13 protein-coding genes and 2 pseudogenes are annotated in these 16,114 nt (G+C 69.4%); 7 read left to right on the plus strand and 8 right to left on the minus strand.

The genetic code is table 11. From position 1 onward, the window contains the following. Nucleotides 1-42 precede the first annotated feature (42 nt). The gene (locus ETD86_RS06015; RefSeq protein ID WP_138665096.1) at nucleotides 43-1,416 is read right to left on the minus strand and encodes an ABC transporter substrate-binding protein; all 1,374 of its coding nucleotides are present in this window, start codon (nucleotides 1,414-1,416) and stop codon (nucleotides 43-45) included. 773 nt (nucleotides 1,417-2,189) lie between these two features. Between ETD86_RS06015 and ETD86_RS06020 the strand changes: the two genes are divergently transcribed. The 3 genes and pseudogenes from ETD86_RS06020 to ETD86_RS59920 form a co-directional block, all read left to right on the plus strand. Next, nucleotides 2,190-3,218, plus strand: coding sequence for a zinc-binding dehydrogenase (locus tag ETD86_RS06020; RefSeq protein ID WP_138665097.1), 1,029 nt, complete (start codon nucleotides 2,190-2,192; stop codon nucleotides 3,216-3,218). Between the two features lie 3 nt (nucleotides 3,219-3,221). Beyond that, on the plus strand, nucleotides 3,222-4,007 hold the full coding sequence (locus ETD86_RS06025; RefSeq protein ID WP_138665098.1) for a sugar phosphate isomerase/epimerase family protein: 786 nt from the start codon (nucleotides 3,222-3,224) through the stop codon (nucleotides 4,005-4,007). Then, a pseudogene (locus ETD86_RS59920) lies at nucleotides 4,007-5,182 on the plus strand (MGH1-like glycoside hydrolase domain-containing protein); the annotation flags it as partial. The gene ETD86_RS06025 and the pseudogene ETD86_RS59920, both read left to right, overlap by 1 nt. 9 nt (nucleotides 5,183-5,191) lie before the next feature. Here ETD86_RS59920 and ETD86_RS06035 read toward each other — a convergent pair. Next, the gene (locus ETD86_RS06035; RefSeq protein WP_138665099.1) at nucleotides 5,192-6,295 is read right to left on the minus strand and encodes a zinc-binding dehydrogenase; all 1,104 of its coding nucleotides are present in this window, start codon (nucleotides 6,293-6,295) and stop codon (nucleotides 5,192-5,194) included. A gap of 46 nt (nucleotides 6,296-6,341) precedes the next feature. Then, nucleotides 6,342-7,283: a Gfo/Idh/MocA family protein gene (locus tag ETD86_RS06040; RefSeq protein WP_138665100.1), complete on the minus strand. Its 942-nt coding sequence runs from the start codon at nucleotides 7,281-7,283 to the stop codon at nucleotides 6,342-6,344. 129 nt (nucleotides 7,284-7,412) lie between these two features. Here ETD86_RS06040 and ETD86_RS06045 point away from each other — a divergent pair, with 129 nt between their 5' ends. Both ETD86_RS06045 and ETD86_RS06050 read left to right on the plus strand, forming a co-directional pair. Continuing rightward, nucleotides 7,413-8,366 carry a glucosyl-3-phosphoglycerate synthase gene (locus ETD86_RS06045; protein WP_246147679.1) on the plus strand — a complete coding sequence of 318 codons (954 nt, stop codon included), beginning with the start codon at nucleotides 7,413-7,415 and terminating at the stop codon, nucleotides 8,364-8,366. Continuing rightward, a complete protein-coding gene (locus ETD86_RS06050) occupies nucleotides 8,363-9,478 on the plus strand; it encodes a glycosyltransferase (protein WP_138665102.1) in 1,116 nt (371 codons plus the stop codon). The genes ETD86_RS06045 and ETD86_RS06050 overlap by 4 nt, the downstream gene beginning before the upstream one ends. Nucleotides 9,479-9,653: 175 nt before the next feature. On the opposite strand, the gene ETD86_RS06055 is transcribed toward ETD86_RS06050, so the two are convergent. After that, a complete protein-coding gene (locus ETD86_RS06055) occupies nucleotides 9,654-10,448 on the minus strand; it encodes a universal stress protein (protein WP_246147675.1) in 795 nt (264 codons plus the stop codon). 78 nt (nucleotides 10,449-10,526) lie between these two features. On the opposite strand from ETD86_RS06055, the gene ETD86_RS06060 reads away from it, so the two are divergent. Together ETD86_RS06060 and ETD86_RS06065 are read left to right on the plus strand one after the other, a co-directional pair. Continuing rightward, the gene (locus ETD86_RS06060) at nucleotides 10,527-10,829 is read left to right on the plus strand and encodes a hypothetical protein (RefSeq protein WP_138665103.1); all 303 of its coding nucleotides are present in this window, start codon (nucleotides 10,527-10,529) and stop codon (nucleotides 10,827-10,829) included. Nucleotides 10,830-10,957: 128 nt separating this feature from the next. Further along, complete coding sequence (locus ETD86_RS06065) at nucleotides 10,958-11,518, plus strand: phosphatase PAP2 family protein (protein ID WP_138665104.1); 561 nt, start codon at nucleotides 10,958-10,960, stop codon at nucleotides 11,516-11,518. Nucleotides 11,519-11,717: 199 nt separating this feature from the next. Here ETD86_RS06065 and pip read toward each other — a convergent pair whose 3' ends face one another. The 4 genes and pseudogenes from pip to ETD86_RS06085 form a co-directional block, all read right to left on the minus strand. Then, nucleotides 11,718-12,683, minus strand: a complete 966-nt coding sequence (gene pip / locus ETD86_RS06070; protein WP_138665105.1) for a prolyl aminopeptidase — start codon at nucleotides 12,681-12,683, stop codon at nucleotides 11,718-11,720. Between the two features lie 138 nt (nucleotides 12,684-12,821). Further along, on the minus strand, nucleotides 12,822-13,805 hold the full coding sequence (locus tag ETD86_RS06075; RefSeq protein WP_138665106.1) for a hypothetical protein: 984 nt from the start codon (nucleotides 13,803-13,805) through the stop codon (nucleotides 12,822-12,824). Between the two features lie 388 nt (nucleotides 13,806-14,193). Then, nucleotides 14,194-15,906 (minus strand): malto-oligosyltrehalose trehalohydrolase, encoded by a 1,713-nt coding sequence (gene treZ, locus ETD86_RS06080; protein WP_138665107.1) that lies wholly within the window; start codon nucleotides 15,904-15,906, stop codon nucleotides 14,194-14,196. Next, a pseudogene (locus ETD86_RS06085) lies at nucleotides 15,896-16,114 on the minus strand (malto-oligosyltrehalose synthase); the annotation flags it as partial. The gene treZ and the pseudogene ETD86_RS06085, both read right to left, overlap by 11 nt.

The raw sequence follows: 16,114 nt of genomic DNA on the forward strand, positions 1-16,114 counted from the left end.
GCGGTCTGTGCAGCGGAACCGCGGGTCTACTACGGGTGGTGGTCACTGGCGGATCCCGCGCTTGATCGTCTCCACGTCGGCCTTGGCCTGGGTGGCGGCGGCCTGCGGGGTGAGTGAGCCGTCGACGATCCCGCTCAGCGCCTTGGGCACGGGCAGCTCGCCCATGGTGGCGCCGACCAGTTTGCCCTGTCCCTGGGGGATCCCCCAGCGCGCGAACGTGTCCGGGCTCTTGCGCAGGGACTCCAGCACGTCCGCCGGGTAGATGTCGGCCAGTGGCTTCTTGGAGTCGACCCCGGCGGGCAGCTTGTTCCACTGCTCGGCGAGGTTGGTGCGGGTGGGGAACTTGCCCTCGGGCGCCATGCCGATCCAGCGCTCGTAGCCCTCGTTCATCATGTACGCGACGAACTTGGCGGCCGGGTCCTTGGCCGCGTCACGAGTGATCGCCCACGAGACGATCTCGCCGTACTGGGCGGGCGCGCTACCGTCGGGCCCCTTCAGCGCGGTCACCACGCCGGTGTTCTTGGCCAGCCACTCGGGGTCCTCGCGGCACTCCTGGCAGCTCGGCAGCGCGTCCTTACGCAGCCCCGCCATCTCGTCCAGGATGAACGACGACCAGATCATCATGGCCGCCTTGCCGGAGAAGTACGTGGCCCGGGTGGTGTCGACGTCCTGCTTGCCCTTGACCGAGTAGTTCTTGGCCAGGTTGGCGTAGAACTCGAAGGCCCGCACGCACGCCGGCGAGTCCAGGGCGACATTTCCGGAATTGTCGACCAGCTGACAGCCGTTCGCCTGCGCCACGTGCTCGAAGCTCTGCGCGGTGAACGAGTCCTTCGGCGCGATCGCCAGCGTGATGCCCGCGACCCCGCCCGTGTTGAGCTTCTGGGCCGCCGCCTGCAGCGCCTCGTACGTGTCCGGCGGCTGCAGCCCGGCCTTGTCGAACAGGTCCTTGCGGTAAAGGATCAGCTGCGCCCATCCGTCGCTGGGCACCGCGAGCAGCTGGCCTCCCGAGGTGTTGAGCTCCAGGGCCCGCGCCGAGAACGAGTCCCTGCCGAGCTGGTCCACGACCTTGCCCGGTGTCTCGGTGTCGAGCAGCTCGTTGGTCTCCAGCTCGCGGACGGCGGCAAGGGGCAGCGCGCCGATCACGTCGGGCAGGTCGTCCGCCGCGGCGGCGGCCGTGATCGCCTGGCTGAACTGGTCCTCGGCCATGGCGACCAGCTCCACCTGGACTCCGGTCTTCTGGGTGAACTCGGTGACGATCTGCCTCTGCACGGCCATCCGGTCCTCGAGGTTCTCCTCGGTCCAGACCCTGATCTTGTTGGCTGCGGCCGGCTGCTCGCCGCCGTCGTCACCGCAGGCCGTCAGCGTGGCGGCCACCAGCAGTGCGACGGAGAGGACGGCGGTTACCTTCTTCGGCATGGCACGCTCCTCTGGTTGGGGGCAATGAGAAACCTGCGAAACGGACTGCCGCTACGGTCTCGGCCAGGAACGACAGTGGGGCGGCAGTCTGGCGAGCAGGTTTCTCGTTGATATGCCGCCCCTACCCGGGATCAGATGGCGCAACGTGCGGTAGGCGATACCGAGACCGGTCTGTACCCTCTCTGTGGCTCCGTTGCCCCATCGGGTCGCCAGTTCTTCATCACGCGGTTCTCAACGACGATCCACGTTGCGCCGCCTGGCGTGCCTCGTGAGGGCGCCCCGATGTCGGTGGCGCGTTCCAGGTCATTGCGCAGGGTCCCTCCGGGGTCGCTCCCGCGAAGAGGTCCACCGTGCAGGAACGGAGTGCGGCGGCTACGCCAAAACGCCGTCCGACGTGCGCATTCACGTCCGGGCTGGCCGGAGGACGCACCTTGTTCTCGTAGTATGTGATCGAGAAAAGCGCTGGCCGGTTTCGGTGAGATGCCCCGAAATGGTGCACATTCAGCCGCGTCAAAACGATCTACCTGAATATGACCTTTGCCACCCGGCGGCATCCAATCCGCCGCTTTCAGGGCCCTGAGGTGCTGGTCGGAGGCCCAGGGTGCGACGTCGGTAAGGTCACTTTCCACAAGACACGCGGTCAGAAACCCCAATTGCATCAGCAGCCCCCGGCGGAAGACGTAGACTTAAGAGTGTTACGGGCGCAACTATCGTATGCAAACAAGCCATAAAGCTTTGTCTTTTGATTGATCATTAAGCGTAAGTGTTGGGGAATGCGCGTCATCACCTTTGAAGAGCCAGGCCAAGTCCGCGTCGGCCTGGAGTCGCCCGCCGAACTCGTCCCGGGCTCCGTCCGCGTTAGAACGCTCTACTCCGGCGTCTCGGCGGGCACCGAACTCACTGCCTATCGCGGGACCAACCCCTACCTCAGCCGTAAGTGGGACACCGAGCGCCGGCTGTTCGTCGAGGGTCAGACGCACGCCTACCCGCTGAGCGGCTGGGGATACCAGGAGGTCGGCGAGGTGGTGGAGGCGGCGCCCGACGTCGCGGATCCCCCCATCGGCGCGCTCGTGTGGGGCATCTGGGGCCACCGCGCCGAAGCCGTCGTGCCGGCGGAGAAGCTGGTCGGCCACGTGATGCCGCCCGGCGCCGATCCCATCAGCGGCGTCTTCGCCCGCGTGGGCGCCATCGCGCTCAACGCCGTCCACGCCGCCGACGTGCACCTCGGCGACCAGGTCGCGATCTTCGGGCAGGGCGTCATCGGACTGCTCGCCACCCGGCTCGCCGTGCTCAGCGGCGCCCGCGTGGTCGCCGCCGACGCCATCCCCGACCGGCTGGAGCTGGCCAGGAAGTTCGGCGCCGCCGAGACGTTCGACATCGCGTCGGGCTCGGTCGCCGAGTTCATGCGCAAGCGGGTCGAGGGCGCCGACACCGTCATCGAGCTGAGTGGCAGCCACCTCGGCCTGCACGAGGCCATCAGGACCGTGCGCAAGGGCGGCCGGGTCGTCGCCGCCGGCTTCTACCAGGGCGACGGCATCGGGCTGCGGCTGGGCGAGGAGTTCCACCACAACCAGGTCCAGCTCGTCTCCTCCCAGATCGGCGGTGTCGCCTCGTGGCTGGCGCACCGGTGGGACGTCGAGCGCCTGCAGCGCACGTTCATGGAGCTCGTGCACCGGGGCGAGATCGAGGTCGCCGAGCTCATCAGCCATGTCGTGCCCGTCGAACGGGCCGCCGAGGCCTTTGACCTCATCGACAAGCATCAGTCCGAAGTGCTCCAGCTCGTCTTCCAATTCGAGGAGTGAACCGTGAAGCTCGCCGTACAGGAGCAGCTTCTGCCCGGCCGCACGCTGCAGGAGAAGTTCGCGTTCGCGGTCGATGCCGGCTTCGACGCCATCGAGCTGCGTGGGAAGGGGGACTTCCACTTCGCGGGGCGGCTCACCGAGTTCAAGCGGGCGCTGGCGGACGGCGTGGTGATGCCGACCGTATGCGTGGACATGCCGCACTTCATCGGCGACTTCGACCCGGCCAAGCGTAAGGACGCCATCCAGCAGCTCCGCTCCCAGCTCACGGTGATCGGCGAGCTCGGCGGCATCGGTGTGATGACCCCGGCCTCGTGGGGGCAGTTCTCCCTGCGGCTGCCGCCGTTCGTGCCGCCGCGCAGTCCGGAGGAGGACCGCGAGGTGCTCGCCGAGGCGCTGGGCATCCTGGGCGAGCACGCACAGCGCAACGGTGTGCTGATCATGCTGGAGCCGCTCAACCGGTACGAGAACCACATGGTCAACACGCTCGCCGACGCGGTCTCCTACTGCGCCATGGACTCGATCAGGGTCGTCGGCGACACGTACCACATGAACATCGAGGAGGACGACCCCTGTCGCGCGCTGGCCGAGGCCGCCCCCCACATCGCGCACATGCAGATCAGTGAGTCCAACAGGAACCAGCCGGGCACCGGTCACCTCGACTGGGGCGCGCAGCTGGCCACGCTCGACGCCTTCGGCTACGACGGCTACCTGGCGCTCGAATGCCGCCTGCGCGGCGAGCCGGAGATCGTCCTGCCCCAGACCGCGGCCTTCGTGAGGAAGTTCCTGTGATGCTGCGCGACGCCATCCGTGTCCTCGTGGCGAACTGGGACGGCAGCTACACGGTGCCCTCCCGCCGGCTCTACCCGCATCAGTGGAGCTGGGACTCGGCCTTCATCGCGATCGGCCACGCCCGCTGGGCTCCTCGAAGGGCCCGGTCTGAGCTGCTGAGCCTGTTCGGCGCCCAGTGGCGCGACGGGCGGGTGCCGCACATCGTGTTCAACCCGAAGGTGCCCGACGGAGCGTACTTCCCCGGCCCCGACTTCTGGCAGACCCGGGCGCCCTCGGGGAGCGCGACCTCCGGGATCATCCAGCCGCCCGTCCACGCGCTGGCCGCGTGGAAGACACACCTGGCCGAGCCGGACCCCGCCTTCCTTCGCCGGATCTATCCGCGGCTGGTGGCCCAGCAGGAGTTCCTGCGCACGGCCAGGCGCTCGCCCGAGGGCCTCATCTCGATCGTGCACCCCTGGGAATCGGGCATGGACAACAGCCCCGCCTGGGATCTGCCGCTCCAGAGTGTGCAGGAACGCCCCACCGGGTTCGTGCGCAGGGACATCGACGCCGTCAGTGCCGACGAGCGGCCCACCGACCGCGACTACGAGTGCTACGTGGCCCTCGCCAAGGCCTACCGCGACTCCGGCTACCGGCGGGCCGGTGCGTTCCACGTCGAGGACCCGCTGTTCAACACCGCGTACGGCGTGGCCGAGCAGGCGCTCGCCATGATCGCCGAGGAGATCGGCCTCGACCCCGAGCCGCACGAGCGTGAGGCGTCCGCCATCACCGCGGCCATGGTCGAGCACCTCTACGACGGCGGCCTCTTCCAGCCCCGCGACGTGAACACCGGATACCTGATCCCCTCGGCCAGCGCGGCCGGGCTGACGCCGCTCCTGCTGACCGGGCTGCCGGGCGAGATCGCGGAGACGCTGATCGCGACCGCGCTGGACCGGTTCGCTCTGAAGGACGGCGTCCTGCCCAGCTTCTCGCCGTCGGCGCCGGAGTTCGACCCGGTCCGCTACTGGCGGGGCCCGAGCTGGATCAACCTCTGCTGGCTGGTCTGGCAGGGGCTCAAGGACCGCCGCCCCGACCTGGCCGGCCCGCTCGCCGACGGCATGATCACCATGGTGGCGCGTTCCGGGTTCCGCGAGTACTTCGACCCGTTCACGCTGCGCGGCCACGGCTGCTGGGACTTCAGCTGGTCAGCCGCTCTCCTCCTCGATGTCGTCGCAGAGCACGGCCTGGATGGTCTGGCGGTGGCCGGCGGCGAGATCGGCGAGGAATCCGGGGGCCTCGTGAAAGCCGACCATGTCAGTGATCAGGTGCTCGCGTAGCGCTCGGCTGTGCTGCCTGAGCAGGGCGATCGTCTCGTGCGAGAGCCGCTCCCTGTCCCAGGCGTGCGCCAGTCCGCGCGGCACCCGGCCGATCTGGGCGCAGCGCACCGTCAGCCCGTTGTGGTGGAACTCCTCGCCGAGCCGCACCTCCTGCGCGCCCTGCGTGTAGAAGGCCAGGTCGATCAGCGCGCCCTGCGGCCGTAGCAGTCGCAGGGCGAGCGCCAGGGCACGGGGCTGGCCGCGGCACTGGAACACCACGTCGGCGCCGCGGTCGCCCGGGCCGTGCCGCCAACGGCGCTTCAGCGCCACCGCCGGGTCGTCGCCGGTGGCCATCACGTTCATGCCGAGCTCCTCGGCGACCGCGAGCCTGGCGGGGGTCTCGTCCACGACGACGACCTCGGCCGCGCCGCCCGACCTGGCGAAGCAGGCGGTCAGCAAGCCCACCACGCCCGCGCCCATGACCACGACCCGGCGCCCGCGTACACCGTCGCCCAGTTGCTGCACGGCGGGTCCGTGCAGGTCGTGCGCCGCGTGCAACAGGCCGTTGGCGCAGATCGGGCCCATGTGGGCGACGTAGATGCCGAGCAAGGGGTCGAGGTCGTCGGGCAGCTCGACGAACCGGTCCTCCATCGGGTCGGCCACGTACGCCGTGCGGTGCCCGTAACACATCGCCACCAGCGCGCCCTCGCGCACGGCCCGCGTGCGTGTCTCCACGACCAGGCCCACCTGCATGTAGCCGATGCCGCGCACGGGATACTCGACCGAGGGGGTGCCCTCGGTGAACAGGCCCAGCGCCTGGTCCCAGGTCGAGGTCAGGTAGGGGTTGGTGCCCTTGACGTAGGTCAGCTCGGTCCCGGCGGAGACGCCGCTGTGCGTGGTCGCCACCATGAACCCGCCCTCGGGGATATCGGGCAGCTTCTCCTCGACCAGCGCCACCTCCCCGGGCGCCTCAATGCTCAGAACGGTGTTCATGGCCTCACTCCGTTCGGCGGCTCGGTCGCGAGGCACCGGCACTCCCTCACTCATCCAGCATCACCGGCCTCCGTTCGGCAGCGGACCGGGCGAGCGCCAGCGCCAGGCGGTGGGTCCGCAGAGCCTCACGGTACGGCACGCGCACGTCCGCGTCCTTGCCTTGGACGGCATCGATGAACTCCCGGTCCACCCGCATCTTGGCCTGGCCGTCGTCCTCGATCGCGCGCTGCCCGTCGACCAGCAGCCGGGTCTCGCTCAGCTCCAGGGCGATGCCGTCGGCGCAGACCTCGAGCCCCACCCGGTGCTTCTGGGTGAGCAGGCAGGAGGTGGCCAGCAGGCCGGCCGCGCCGCCGGCGAAGCGCATCACCGCGGCCGTGGCCCGGTCCACCTCGCCGTCATGAGTGTTGTCCTCGGGGACCGCGTGCACCATCGCGACCTCGCCCACCAGCACCCGGGCCAGATCCAGCACGTGGACGGCCTGCTCGACGATCTGGCCGCCGGACATGCTCCGGTTCAGCCACCAGGCGACCGGGGGGATCTTGTCGAGCCAGTGGCCGAGCGCGAGGCGTACCGGGCGGCCGTCGAGCAGCTCGCGGGCCCGCTCCACGATGTCCAGGTAGCGCCAGTGGTGGCCGACCGCGGACGGAAGAGATTTCCGGTCTATTTCGGATGCGATCAATTCAGCGGTCTGGAGATCGAGTGACAGTGGTTTTTCCACAAATATCGGGAGATCGCACGACAAAACATCAAGTTCAGGGTTACCGTGCGCGAAAGGAGGCACACAGACGTAGATCGCATCCAGACCGCCGGCACTGAGCAGGTCGGCATGGCCGCCATAGGCGGGGGAGCCATGCTTGGAGGCCAGAGCCTCGGCCCTGTGGTGATCTGTGTCGGCGATTCCAGCGATCGTGACATCGGGGAACCCGGACAAGACGTCTGCATGGCGAGCGGCGATATTTCCGGCACCTACGATGCCGACGCGGGTCATAGGGGACACAACCTCGCATATGCCACATCCAGTCGCGACCAAACAACATGTTCAAGTCCGGATAGATCGGGCAGGTGTCGTGACCTCATTGAGAACGGGGCTGACTGCATGGAGACAGATGTGCGAGCCTTGTCCAGGGTTCAGGAGTGGTACGGCCCACACTCGAGCACAGCAGCCGAGTGGCCCGCCGACGCCTTAATGCTGGCCAAGGGAACCACCACGGTGAGCGTCGTCCTGCCTGCTCGCGACGAGGAGCGCACGGTCGGCGACATCGTTACGACCATCCGCCGCGACCTCGTCGAGCGCATGCCGCTCGTCGACGAGATCCTCGTGGTCGACTCGAATTCCACCGACGCGACCGCCGAACGGGCACGTCAGGCGGGCGCGCGTGTGGTGGCGCAGAACGAGGTGCTCTCCCAACTGCCCAAACTGACGGGCAAGGGCGAAGCACTGTGGAAAGGACTCGCCGCCTCGAGCGGCGACATCGTCGTGTTCGTGGACGCCGACCTGCGCAGCTTCGGCGCGCACTACATATCCGGCCTGGTGGGACCGCTGTTGGTGGACGCCGACACCCATTTCGTCAAGGCCACGTACGAGCGGCCGTACATCGGCTCGGACGGCGCCGTCCAGCGGGGCGGTGGCGGGCGTGTCACCGAGCTGGTGGCCCGGCCGCTGATCAACATGTTCTGGCCGGAGCTGGCCGGATTCGCCCAGCCGCTCGGCGGTGAGTACGCCGCCCGGCGCGCGGTGCTGGAACAGGTACCGTTCGTCACCGAGTACGGCGTGGAGTTCGGGCTCCTCGTCGACCTGCTCGAGCTCGTCGGCCTGGACGCGATGGCCCAGGTGGACCTGGGACGCCGTACACACACCCACCAGTCGATGACCGCGCTCGGCCGGATGGCCGGGCAGATCATGCTCACCGCCTGGTCCCGCCTGGAACGCCAGGGCCGCGTGATGGCGTCGGAACCGCCGGCGCACACGTTGCTGCAGTTCGGGCTCGACGGCGACGCGGACCTGGCGGACGTGGCCGTGGCGGAGCGACCTCCGCTCGCCTCCCTCGTACTGGAGGAGGATGTGGCATGAAAGTCCTGATCAACGCGGGGCCGTGGCTCACGGTCCCGCCCCCGGGCTACGGCGGGATCGAGAACGTGGTGGCCACGCTGGTGCCCCCGCTGCGGGAGCGGGGCGTCCACGTGGTGCTGGCCTCCGTGGGGGCCAGCACGCTCGACGTGGACGAGCTGATCAGCGTCTACGACGAGGGCCAGTTCACGGAGCTGCAGAAGCCGTACAACCAGGTCATGGGCATCGCGCACGCGCACCAGGCGCGGCTGGTCGCCGAGCTGCGCGCCCGCGACGACATCGACCTCGTCCACGACCACCTGGAAGTGGTCGGGCCCGCGATCCTGGCCGCGCTCGGCGGGCCCCCGGTTCTCCACACCCTCCACTGGGACCTGCGTAAACACCCGGACTTCTACGGCGCGTTCCCCTCGTCGATCGCGGTCAACGGCGTCTCGGAATCGCAGCTCGCCCGCGCCCCTGATGCCCTGCGCGCGGCCTCGCTCGGCGCGATCCACCTGGCCACCCCGCTCACCGACCGCGAGCTGCGGGCCACGCGCGGGGATCATTTCGTGGTGATGGGCCGGATCTGCCAGCTCAAGGGCCAGCACGTGGCGGCCAGGCTCTGCCAGAAGCTGGGGCTGCCGCTGGTGCTGGCCGGACCGGTCAGCGGCCGCAACACCTCGGCGGAGCTGGACGTCGTCGCCCAGAACCCCTACCACCCGCTGTACGGCCACCCGGACGTCCGCTACCACCTCGACCAGGTGTCCCGCTACCTCGACGACGAACTGGTCAGATGGGTCGGCGCGGTGGCCGGCCCGGCCAGGGACTACCTGTACGCCTCGGCCAGGGCCGCGCTCTTCCCCATCCAGTGGGACGAGCCCGGCGGCACGGCCGTCGTCGAGGCGCTGGCGCTCGGGGTGCCGCCCATCGGGCTGCGCCGCGGTTGCCTCCCTGAGATCATCGACCACGGCCGCACGGGCTTCCTGGCCGACACCGAGGAGGAGCTGGCCGAGTGGGTGCTGAGGGTGGACGAGCTCGACCCTGAGGAGTGCCGCGCGGAGGCCCGCCGCCGCTTCTCGCCGTCGGTCATGGCCGATCGCTACCTGGAGCTGTACGAGAGGGTCGCTCGAACGTAACCTTCGCCGCTTCGGGTTGCGCCTCTGGACGAGGCGGCGACCGGCGAGCCGGCCGCGTCCACGGCCCATCTGGCGCACCTGCCCGGCCTGCACCAGGCCGGGCAGTTGCTCGTCGCCGGACGTTGCACCGGTGGGCCGAGACCACCACGGCCTGGACGCCCGGATGCCTTGGCGCTCAGGAGAAGCCTCGGGGCAGGACGGTGACCGGGCAGGGGGACGCCCGCAACATCTTCATGGCGAGCTCGCCGAGGAACACCCGGTGCGGCTGCGCGTCCTCACTCGCGGCGCAGATCAGCAACTCGCCGGGCAGCCATTCGACGTCGGCCATGGCGGCGGCCACGTCGTGCCCTTCGGCGACCTCCGACTCCGCCTCGATCCCCGTGCTCTCCCAGGCCAGCCGCACGGCCAGCGCGAGATCATCCCTGAGCTTGCCCTGATCCTCGGTACGCAGGTCGAAGGTGATCAGCCGGAGCGGCACCCCCAGCCGCAGCGCCGCCTGCGCCATCCGCTCGACCGCGGCATCACACTGCGGACGGTGCACATAGGCCAGCGTGAGGCGGCCAGGCCCGTCGGATGGCACGTACTGGGCAGGCGCCACCATGACCGCCTCCGACGACAGGTGGAGCAGGTGGTCGGAGGTGGCGCCGAGGGTGATGCGGCCGTGCTGCCCGCCGTCCGTCGAGCCGACCACGATCAGGTCGGCCCTGATCCTGCTGGCCAGCACCGACAGCCCGCGGCCCGCGCCCCTGCTCTCGTACGTGATGTACTCGGCCGGCGCCCGCCCGAGCTCCTCGGCCGCATGCGCCAGGTTGGCCTGCGCCTCGACCGCCAGCCCCGGGCTGCCCGGCGGGTAGATCGTCGCGACCGTGAGCTCGCCGCCGGTGACCCGCGTCATCGCGGCACCGAGGGCCAGGGCCTCCCGCCCGCCCGGTTCGCTGGTATAGCCGACGATCACGTGCTCACCGATCACGACAGCCCTCTTACCCGCTCTGAGCTGGGAATACGCGGCCTTGAATCGAACGTTGTAAACCTTCGGAGGAGCAAAACAGTGGAGATCACTCTTGACGTCCGCTTCAACGGGACCCGGGGCCCGATCACCCTTCGTGAAGCGGTTCAGCAGCTTCGTGAGCACGATCTGGCGTGCACGGTGGCTGCGGACGTCGTCGACCAGAAGGTCACCATTTTCGCCGACTGCGTAGAGCGCGGGTTCACGCCGCTCCGCAGCGAGATCATGGCGGCGTACTACGCGGCCGAGCGCGACGCCACCACAGAGGCGTTCGACCGCGGGCTCATCACCCGGGCGGAGCTGGAGAGCAAGCACGCGGCCCTGGTCCGCCAGCTGCCCGCCTGACTTTCGTCATATCGGGGGCATCGGCCGTCTGGCCGAGATATGACCCGACATTCCTCCATTAGAGGGAAGCATGTGACGGCTGTTGTTCGTAAGGTCGTGTCCATTGCCCGTTCACGGATTGGACACGTGTGTACAACGACATCATCGGCTTCGCTCTGACCACGCCCGACTGGCTCCACACGCTCGCCGAAGTGGGGACCGATGCCGGGTTATTCGTGTTCGTGGCGTTGTTCGGGGCGGCCGCCCTACGCGCGTGGCAGGCTCCTGCCCGCGACCTGGCCTTGGTGATCGCGGGTCCGGCCGGTGTGGTGTTCGCGTACGTGGTGAGCGAGATCATCAAGATCTTCGTCAGGGAGGACCGGCCGTGCCGGGGCGGGATCGCGACGATCGCCGACTGCCCGCCCGCGGACGACTGGTCCTTCCCCAGCAACCACACCGTGATCGCAGCCGGTGCGGCGGCCACGCTCGTGCTGGTCTGGCGTGCTCTGGCGTGGGTGGTGTTCCCGCTGGCGGCCGTCATGGCGTTCTCGCGGGTGTTCGTGGGCGTGCACTATCCACACGACGTGGCGGCGGGCTTCCTGATCGGGCTCACCCTGGCACCGCTGTTCGCGCTGCTGGTCGTGGGCGCCGTCACCCCCACCGTCCGCCACGCACGCCTTTATCTGACCGGCCTCCGCTCGGCACGCTGACGCGACTGCCGTGGCTACGCGCAAACCCGTCTGGGCACTTGGCAGGCGCGCTGGGCAGGACGCCGTGGCTGGGCCGCGGGATTCGGCTGTGCTTACCGGTGCCCTGGCTTGAAGGCGGGATCCCGCTGTGCTTACCGGTGCCCTGGCTTGAAGGCGGGATCCCGCTGTGCTTACCGGCGCCCTGGCATGAAGGTCGTGGTCACGCCGTGGATCCACCGAAGCGGTCGGTCGCGGTGATCAGCCGGTCCAGGATGCCGGGCTCGATGTAGGCGTGCCCGGCATCGTCCACCACGTGGAACTCCGCCTCCGGCCACGCCTTGTGCAGATCCCACGCGGTCGCCGCCGGCGTGCAGGTGTCGTATCGCCCCTGCACGATCACGGCGGGAATGTTCCGGATCCTGTCGACGTCCCTGATGAGCTGGTCGGGCGCGAACCAGCCACCGTGATGGAAGTAGTGGTTCTCGATCCGCGCGAAGCACACGGCCATCTTGTCCTCGCCGAACTCGGCGACCAGCGCGGGATCGGGCAACAACGTGATCGTGCCCGCCTCCCACTGCGCCCACGCCTTCGCCGCCGCCAGCCTGGCGTCCGCGTCGTCCCCTTCCAGCCGCTTACGGAACGCCGTGATCAGATCGCCCCGCTCCTCCTCCGGGATCGGCGCCACGTACCGCTCCCACAGGTCCGGGAACAGGTAGCACGCCCCTTCCTGGTAGAACCACCGCAACTCCTGCGGCCGCAACGTGAAGATCCCGCGCAACACGAGCTCGGTCGTCCGGTCGGGATGCTTCTGCGCGTACGCCAGCGCCAGCGCACTGCCCCACGACCCCCCGAACACCTGCCACCTGTCGATCCCCAGGTGCTCCCGCAGCCGCTCCATGTCCGCCACCAGGCTCCAGGTGGTGTTGGCGCTCAGATCGGTGGCCGGGTCACTGGCGTGCGGCAGGCTCCGCCCACAGTTGCGCTGGTCGAACAGCACGATCCGGTACAGCTCCGGATTCCACTGGCGGCGATGCTTGGCGGTGCACCCGCCGCCCGGCCCGCCGTGCAACATCACGGCCGGCTTGCCTTCGGGGTTGCCGCAGACCTCCCAGTAGATCTGGTTGCCGTCACCCACGTCGAGCAGGCCGGAGTCGTACGGATCGATGGGCGGATACAAAGCTCTCATGCTCTCCGATACTGCCGCATGCGCGCGGGTGGATCGTGACGCAGGGCGGCGTGGCGGCTTTGGAGGTGGCAGCTCTCGGCGTGGGCAAGGCGGTGGAGGCGGGCCGGAGGCGTCGTCGCTCGACATGCTCTGGCCCGTCTACGCCGCCAGGACCTGTGCCGGATCCGGGGTGTGGCAGCCGATCTCTGTCAGAGTGGCGTTGTGGGTTGCCTGGGTGGCGCAGAGCCAGTCGTTGAGTGAGCCGGTGAAGCCGGAGGGCGGGCCGACCTTGAGGCAGGTGATCTGACCCGTGCCGGGCGCGGGGCCGACTTTCAGGCGGCGGATGCTGCCGGTGCGGCCCAGCTCGCCCAGGTCGGCGTCGTACGGGGTCAGTTGCACGCCGAAGGACAGGCCGGTGCCGTCTGGCTGGTCCGATGGCTGGATGCGGAGGAAGTCGTCTATCTGGCGTTCGGTGGCGTGGGGGTGGGTCGCGACGTGGGCCAGGTGGTCCGTGACCAGGCGGTGGGCCACCGTGCGCAGAAGATTGGTCGCGCACAGGTTGTGGGCGCAGGCCGCGCCGTCGAGGGTGATCTCCGGCAGGGCGAAGCGGCGCAGGCCGCGTGAGGTGACGCGCAGGCAGTCGCACACGGCCGTGTCGGCCGGGTCCCAGGGCGGGCACGTGGCGGCGTCGTGGACCTGCACGTCCCAGGCCAGCCAGTCGTCGCCGAGGCTGAAGCCGGGTGGCTCGGCCGCGCATCTGCCGCACGTGAGAATGGTGGAGCCGATCAGCGGGTCGATCAGGACGCCGTCGCATTCGTGGGCCAAGGCCCGGGCGACCGCTCTCGCCGCCTGCACATTGACGGGGAGCTTGTGCGGAGGCGCCGTGGCGGACACCACGATGTGCTGCTTCGTACGGCGGAGGCGGCGCCTGTCGTCGTCCGTGAGAGCGGGGCCGACCGGCTTCCATGGCGCCGCGTGATGGGTCACGGTCAGGGATCTGCCGGCCATCGCGCTGATCGCGGCCCTCTTGTACGGTCCGCCGACGCGCCAGGGCACGAACGAGCCGAGATCGAGCTGCAGGTGCTCCATGGCGATGACGAACAGGGATGTCAGCGTGCGAGGCAACGGGAGGGTGATCTTCATGAGTGGCCTCCGTGATCGTGATTCGGATCCCGTCGGGTTGGTGAGGCACTCAGGATCGGAGATGTCGGATGGGGCGGGTGGAGGCGAATGGGATTCTGTGGAAAGGGTGACGGGTTGTGGCGTGCCTGTGGATGACTCGCCAGTGGACGCCGCGTACGTCCTGTGGCCCGACGGCCGCTGATCCGTCCTCACCTACCTGCGGCCCCGACGTGCGCCACCTGCCGACGGTGGCGCGGGCAGCGGGAGTACCGGCGCCGAAGGTAATCAGCTGGTCCATGCCGGCAGGTCGGACCGCCCTGCCAGCATGGTCTAGCTGGCAGGACGGTCCGACGTGCCGGGGCTCAGGCTCTTCCTGCGCGAGGACGGGCCGGGCTGCTGTTGGTGAGGTTCAGCGGGCCGGGCGGTAGATCACCATCGACTGGCCGGGCAGCCGCAGCCCGTCCTCGTCCGCCGCCACAGGCTCGTCCGACGTCAGCAGCACCGTCCCGGCGGGCACCGGCAACGCCACCAGCTCCTCCGCGAAGTTCACGCACACCGCCAACGTTCCGCGCCACATGAGCAGCCACTTCCCGAGCGGGTCCACCTCCACCCGCACCCGCTCCAGGCGCGGATCCGACAGCTCGGGCAGAGCCTTGCGGAGCGCGATCAGGTCGCGGTACCAGCACAGCAGCGACCAGTGCGCCTCCTCCTTCACCTCGCTCCAGTCCAGTTTCGAGCGCAGGAACGTCTCCTCCTCCGACGGGTCGGGCGCGTCCCACACGTACCCGAACCCGTCGAACTCCCGCTCCCGGCGCTCCGCCTCGCTCTCCCGCAAGGCGGGCTCCATGTGGTCGGAGAAGAACAGGAACGGCGTACGCGCCCCCCACTCCTCGCCCATGAACAACATCGGCGTGAACGGCGAGGTCAGCAGCAGCCCCGCCCCGAGCTTGAGCGCCGGGATCGGCAGCCGGTCGCCGACCGGCCGGTTGCCGATCTGGTCGTGGTTCTGCAGGCAGGCCACCAGCCGGTGCCCGGGCACGCCCGCGAAGGAACGACCATGCGAGCGGCCGCGGAAGGTCGAGTACGACCCGTCGTGCAGCACCCCGCCGGTCAGCACCTTGGCCAGCGCGGGCAGCCCGGCGAAGTCCCCGTAGTAGCCGTGGCTCTCGCCGCTCACCGCGCAGTGGAGAGCATGGTGCACGTCGTCGTTCCACTGCGCGGTCATGCCCAGCCCGCCGGCCTCCAGGGGCCGCACCATGCGCGGATCGTTGAGGTCGGACTCGGCGATCAGCGACAGCGGCCGGCCGACCGAGCAGGCCAGGGCGTCGACTTCCGCGGCCAGCTCGGCCAGGAGGTGGGTGGCGCGGTTGTCGTGCAGCGCGTGCACCGCGTCCAGCCGCAGCCCGTCAATGTGGTAGTCGCGCAGCCACTGCACCGCGTTGCCGATGAAGTAGCGCCGCACCTCGTCGGAGCCCGGCCCGTCCAGATTGACCGCGTCGCCCCAATAGCTCCCCTTGTAGTCCGCGAAGTACGGCCCGAACGGGTGCAGGAAGTTCCCGGACGGCCCGAGGTGGTTGTAGACCACGTCCAGGATCACGCCGATCCCGGCCCGGTGGCAGGCGTCCACGAACGACTTGAGCCCGTCGGGTCCCCCATAGGTCTCGTTCACGGCATACAGGTCGACCCCGTCGTACCCCCAGTTCCGCCCGCCGGGGACGGGCGCGACCGGCATGATCTCCACGAAGTCCACGCAGAGCTCGACGAGATGCTGGAGCCGCTCGATGGCCGCCTGGAACGTGCCCTCGGTCGTGAACGTCCCGATGTGCAGCTCGTAGATCACCGCCCCGCGCAGGTCCCGGCCCATCCATTCATGGTCGGACCAGGTGAAACGGGCGTGATCGTACACGGCGCTGGGTCCGAAGACGCCGTCCGGCTGACGCCGCGTGCGCGGGTCGGGGTACGGCCCGCCGCCGTCGACCATGAAGGCGTAACCGGCGCCGTGCTCCACCCCTTCGACCTCGGTCGACCACCACCCCTCCGCCCCGAGGGACATCGGGCGGCGCGCGCCCAGGACCATGAGCTCGACTGACGTGGCGTTCGGCGCCCAGACCTCAAAGATCATGTCTCTCCAGGAGTGAGACCGGGTACTGACCGAGCAGGTGCGCCAGCGGGATCCGGCCCGAGTGAAGACCGCCGGTGAGCAGGTCCCTCCAGGTGCCCGCGGGCAACGTCAACGTCGTGCCGCCCCAGCCGGTCCTGGCCAGGCGCACAGGAAGCCGGGTCGCCACCGCGACGGCCCGCGGGTGGTGATCGTCCCCGCGGGCGAACGC

This window comes from Nonomuraea turkmeniaca (assembly GCF_005889735.1).
In the GTDB taxonomy this organism is placed as follows: domain Bacteria; phylum Actinomycetota; class Actinomycetes; order Streptosporangiales; family Streptosporangiaceae; genus Nonomuraea; species Nonomuraea turkmeniaca.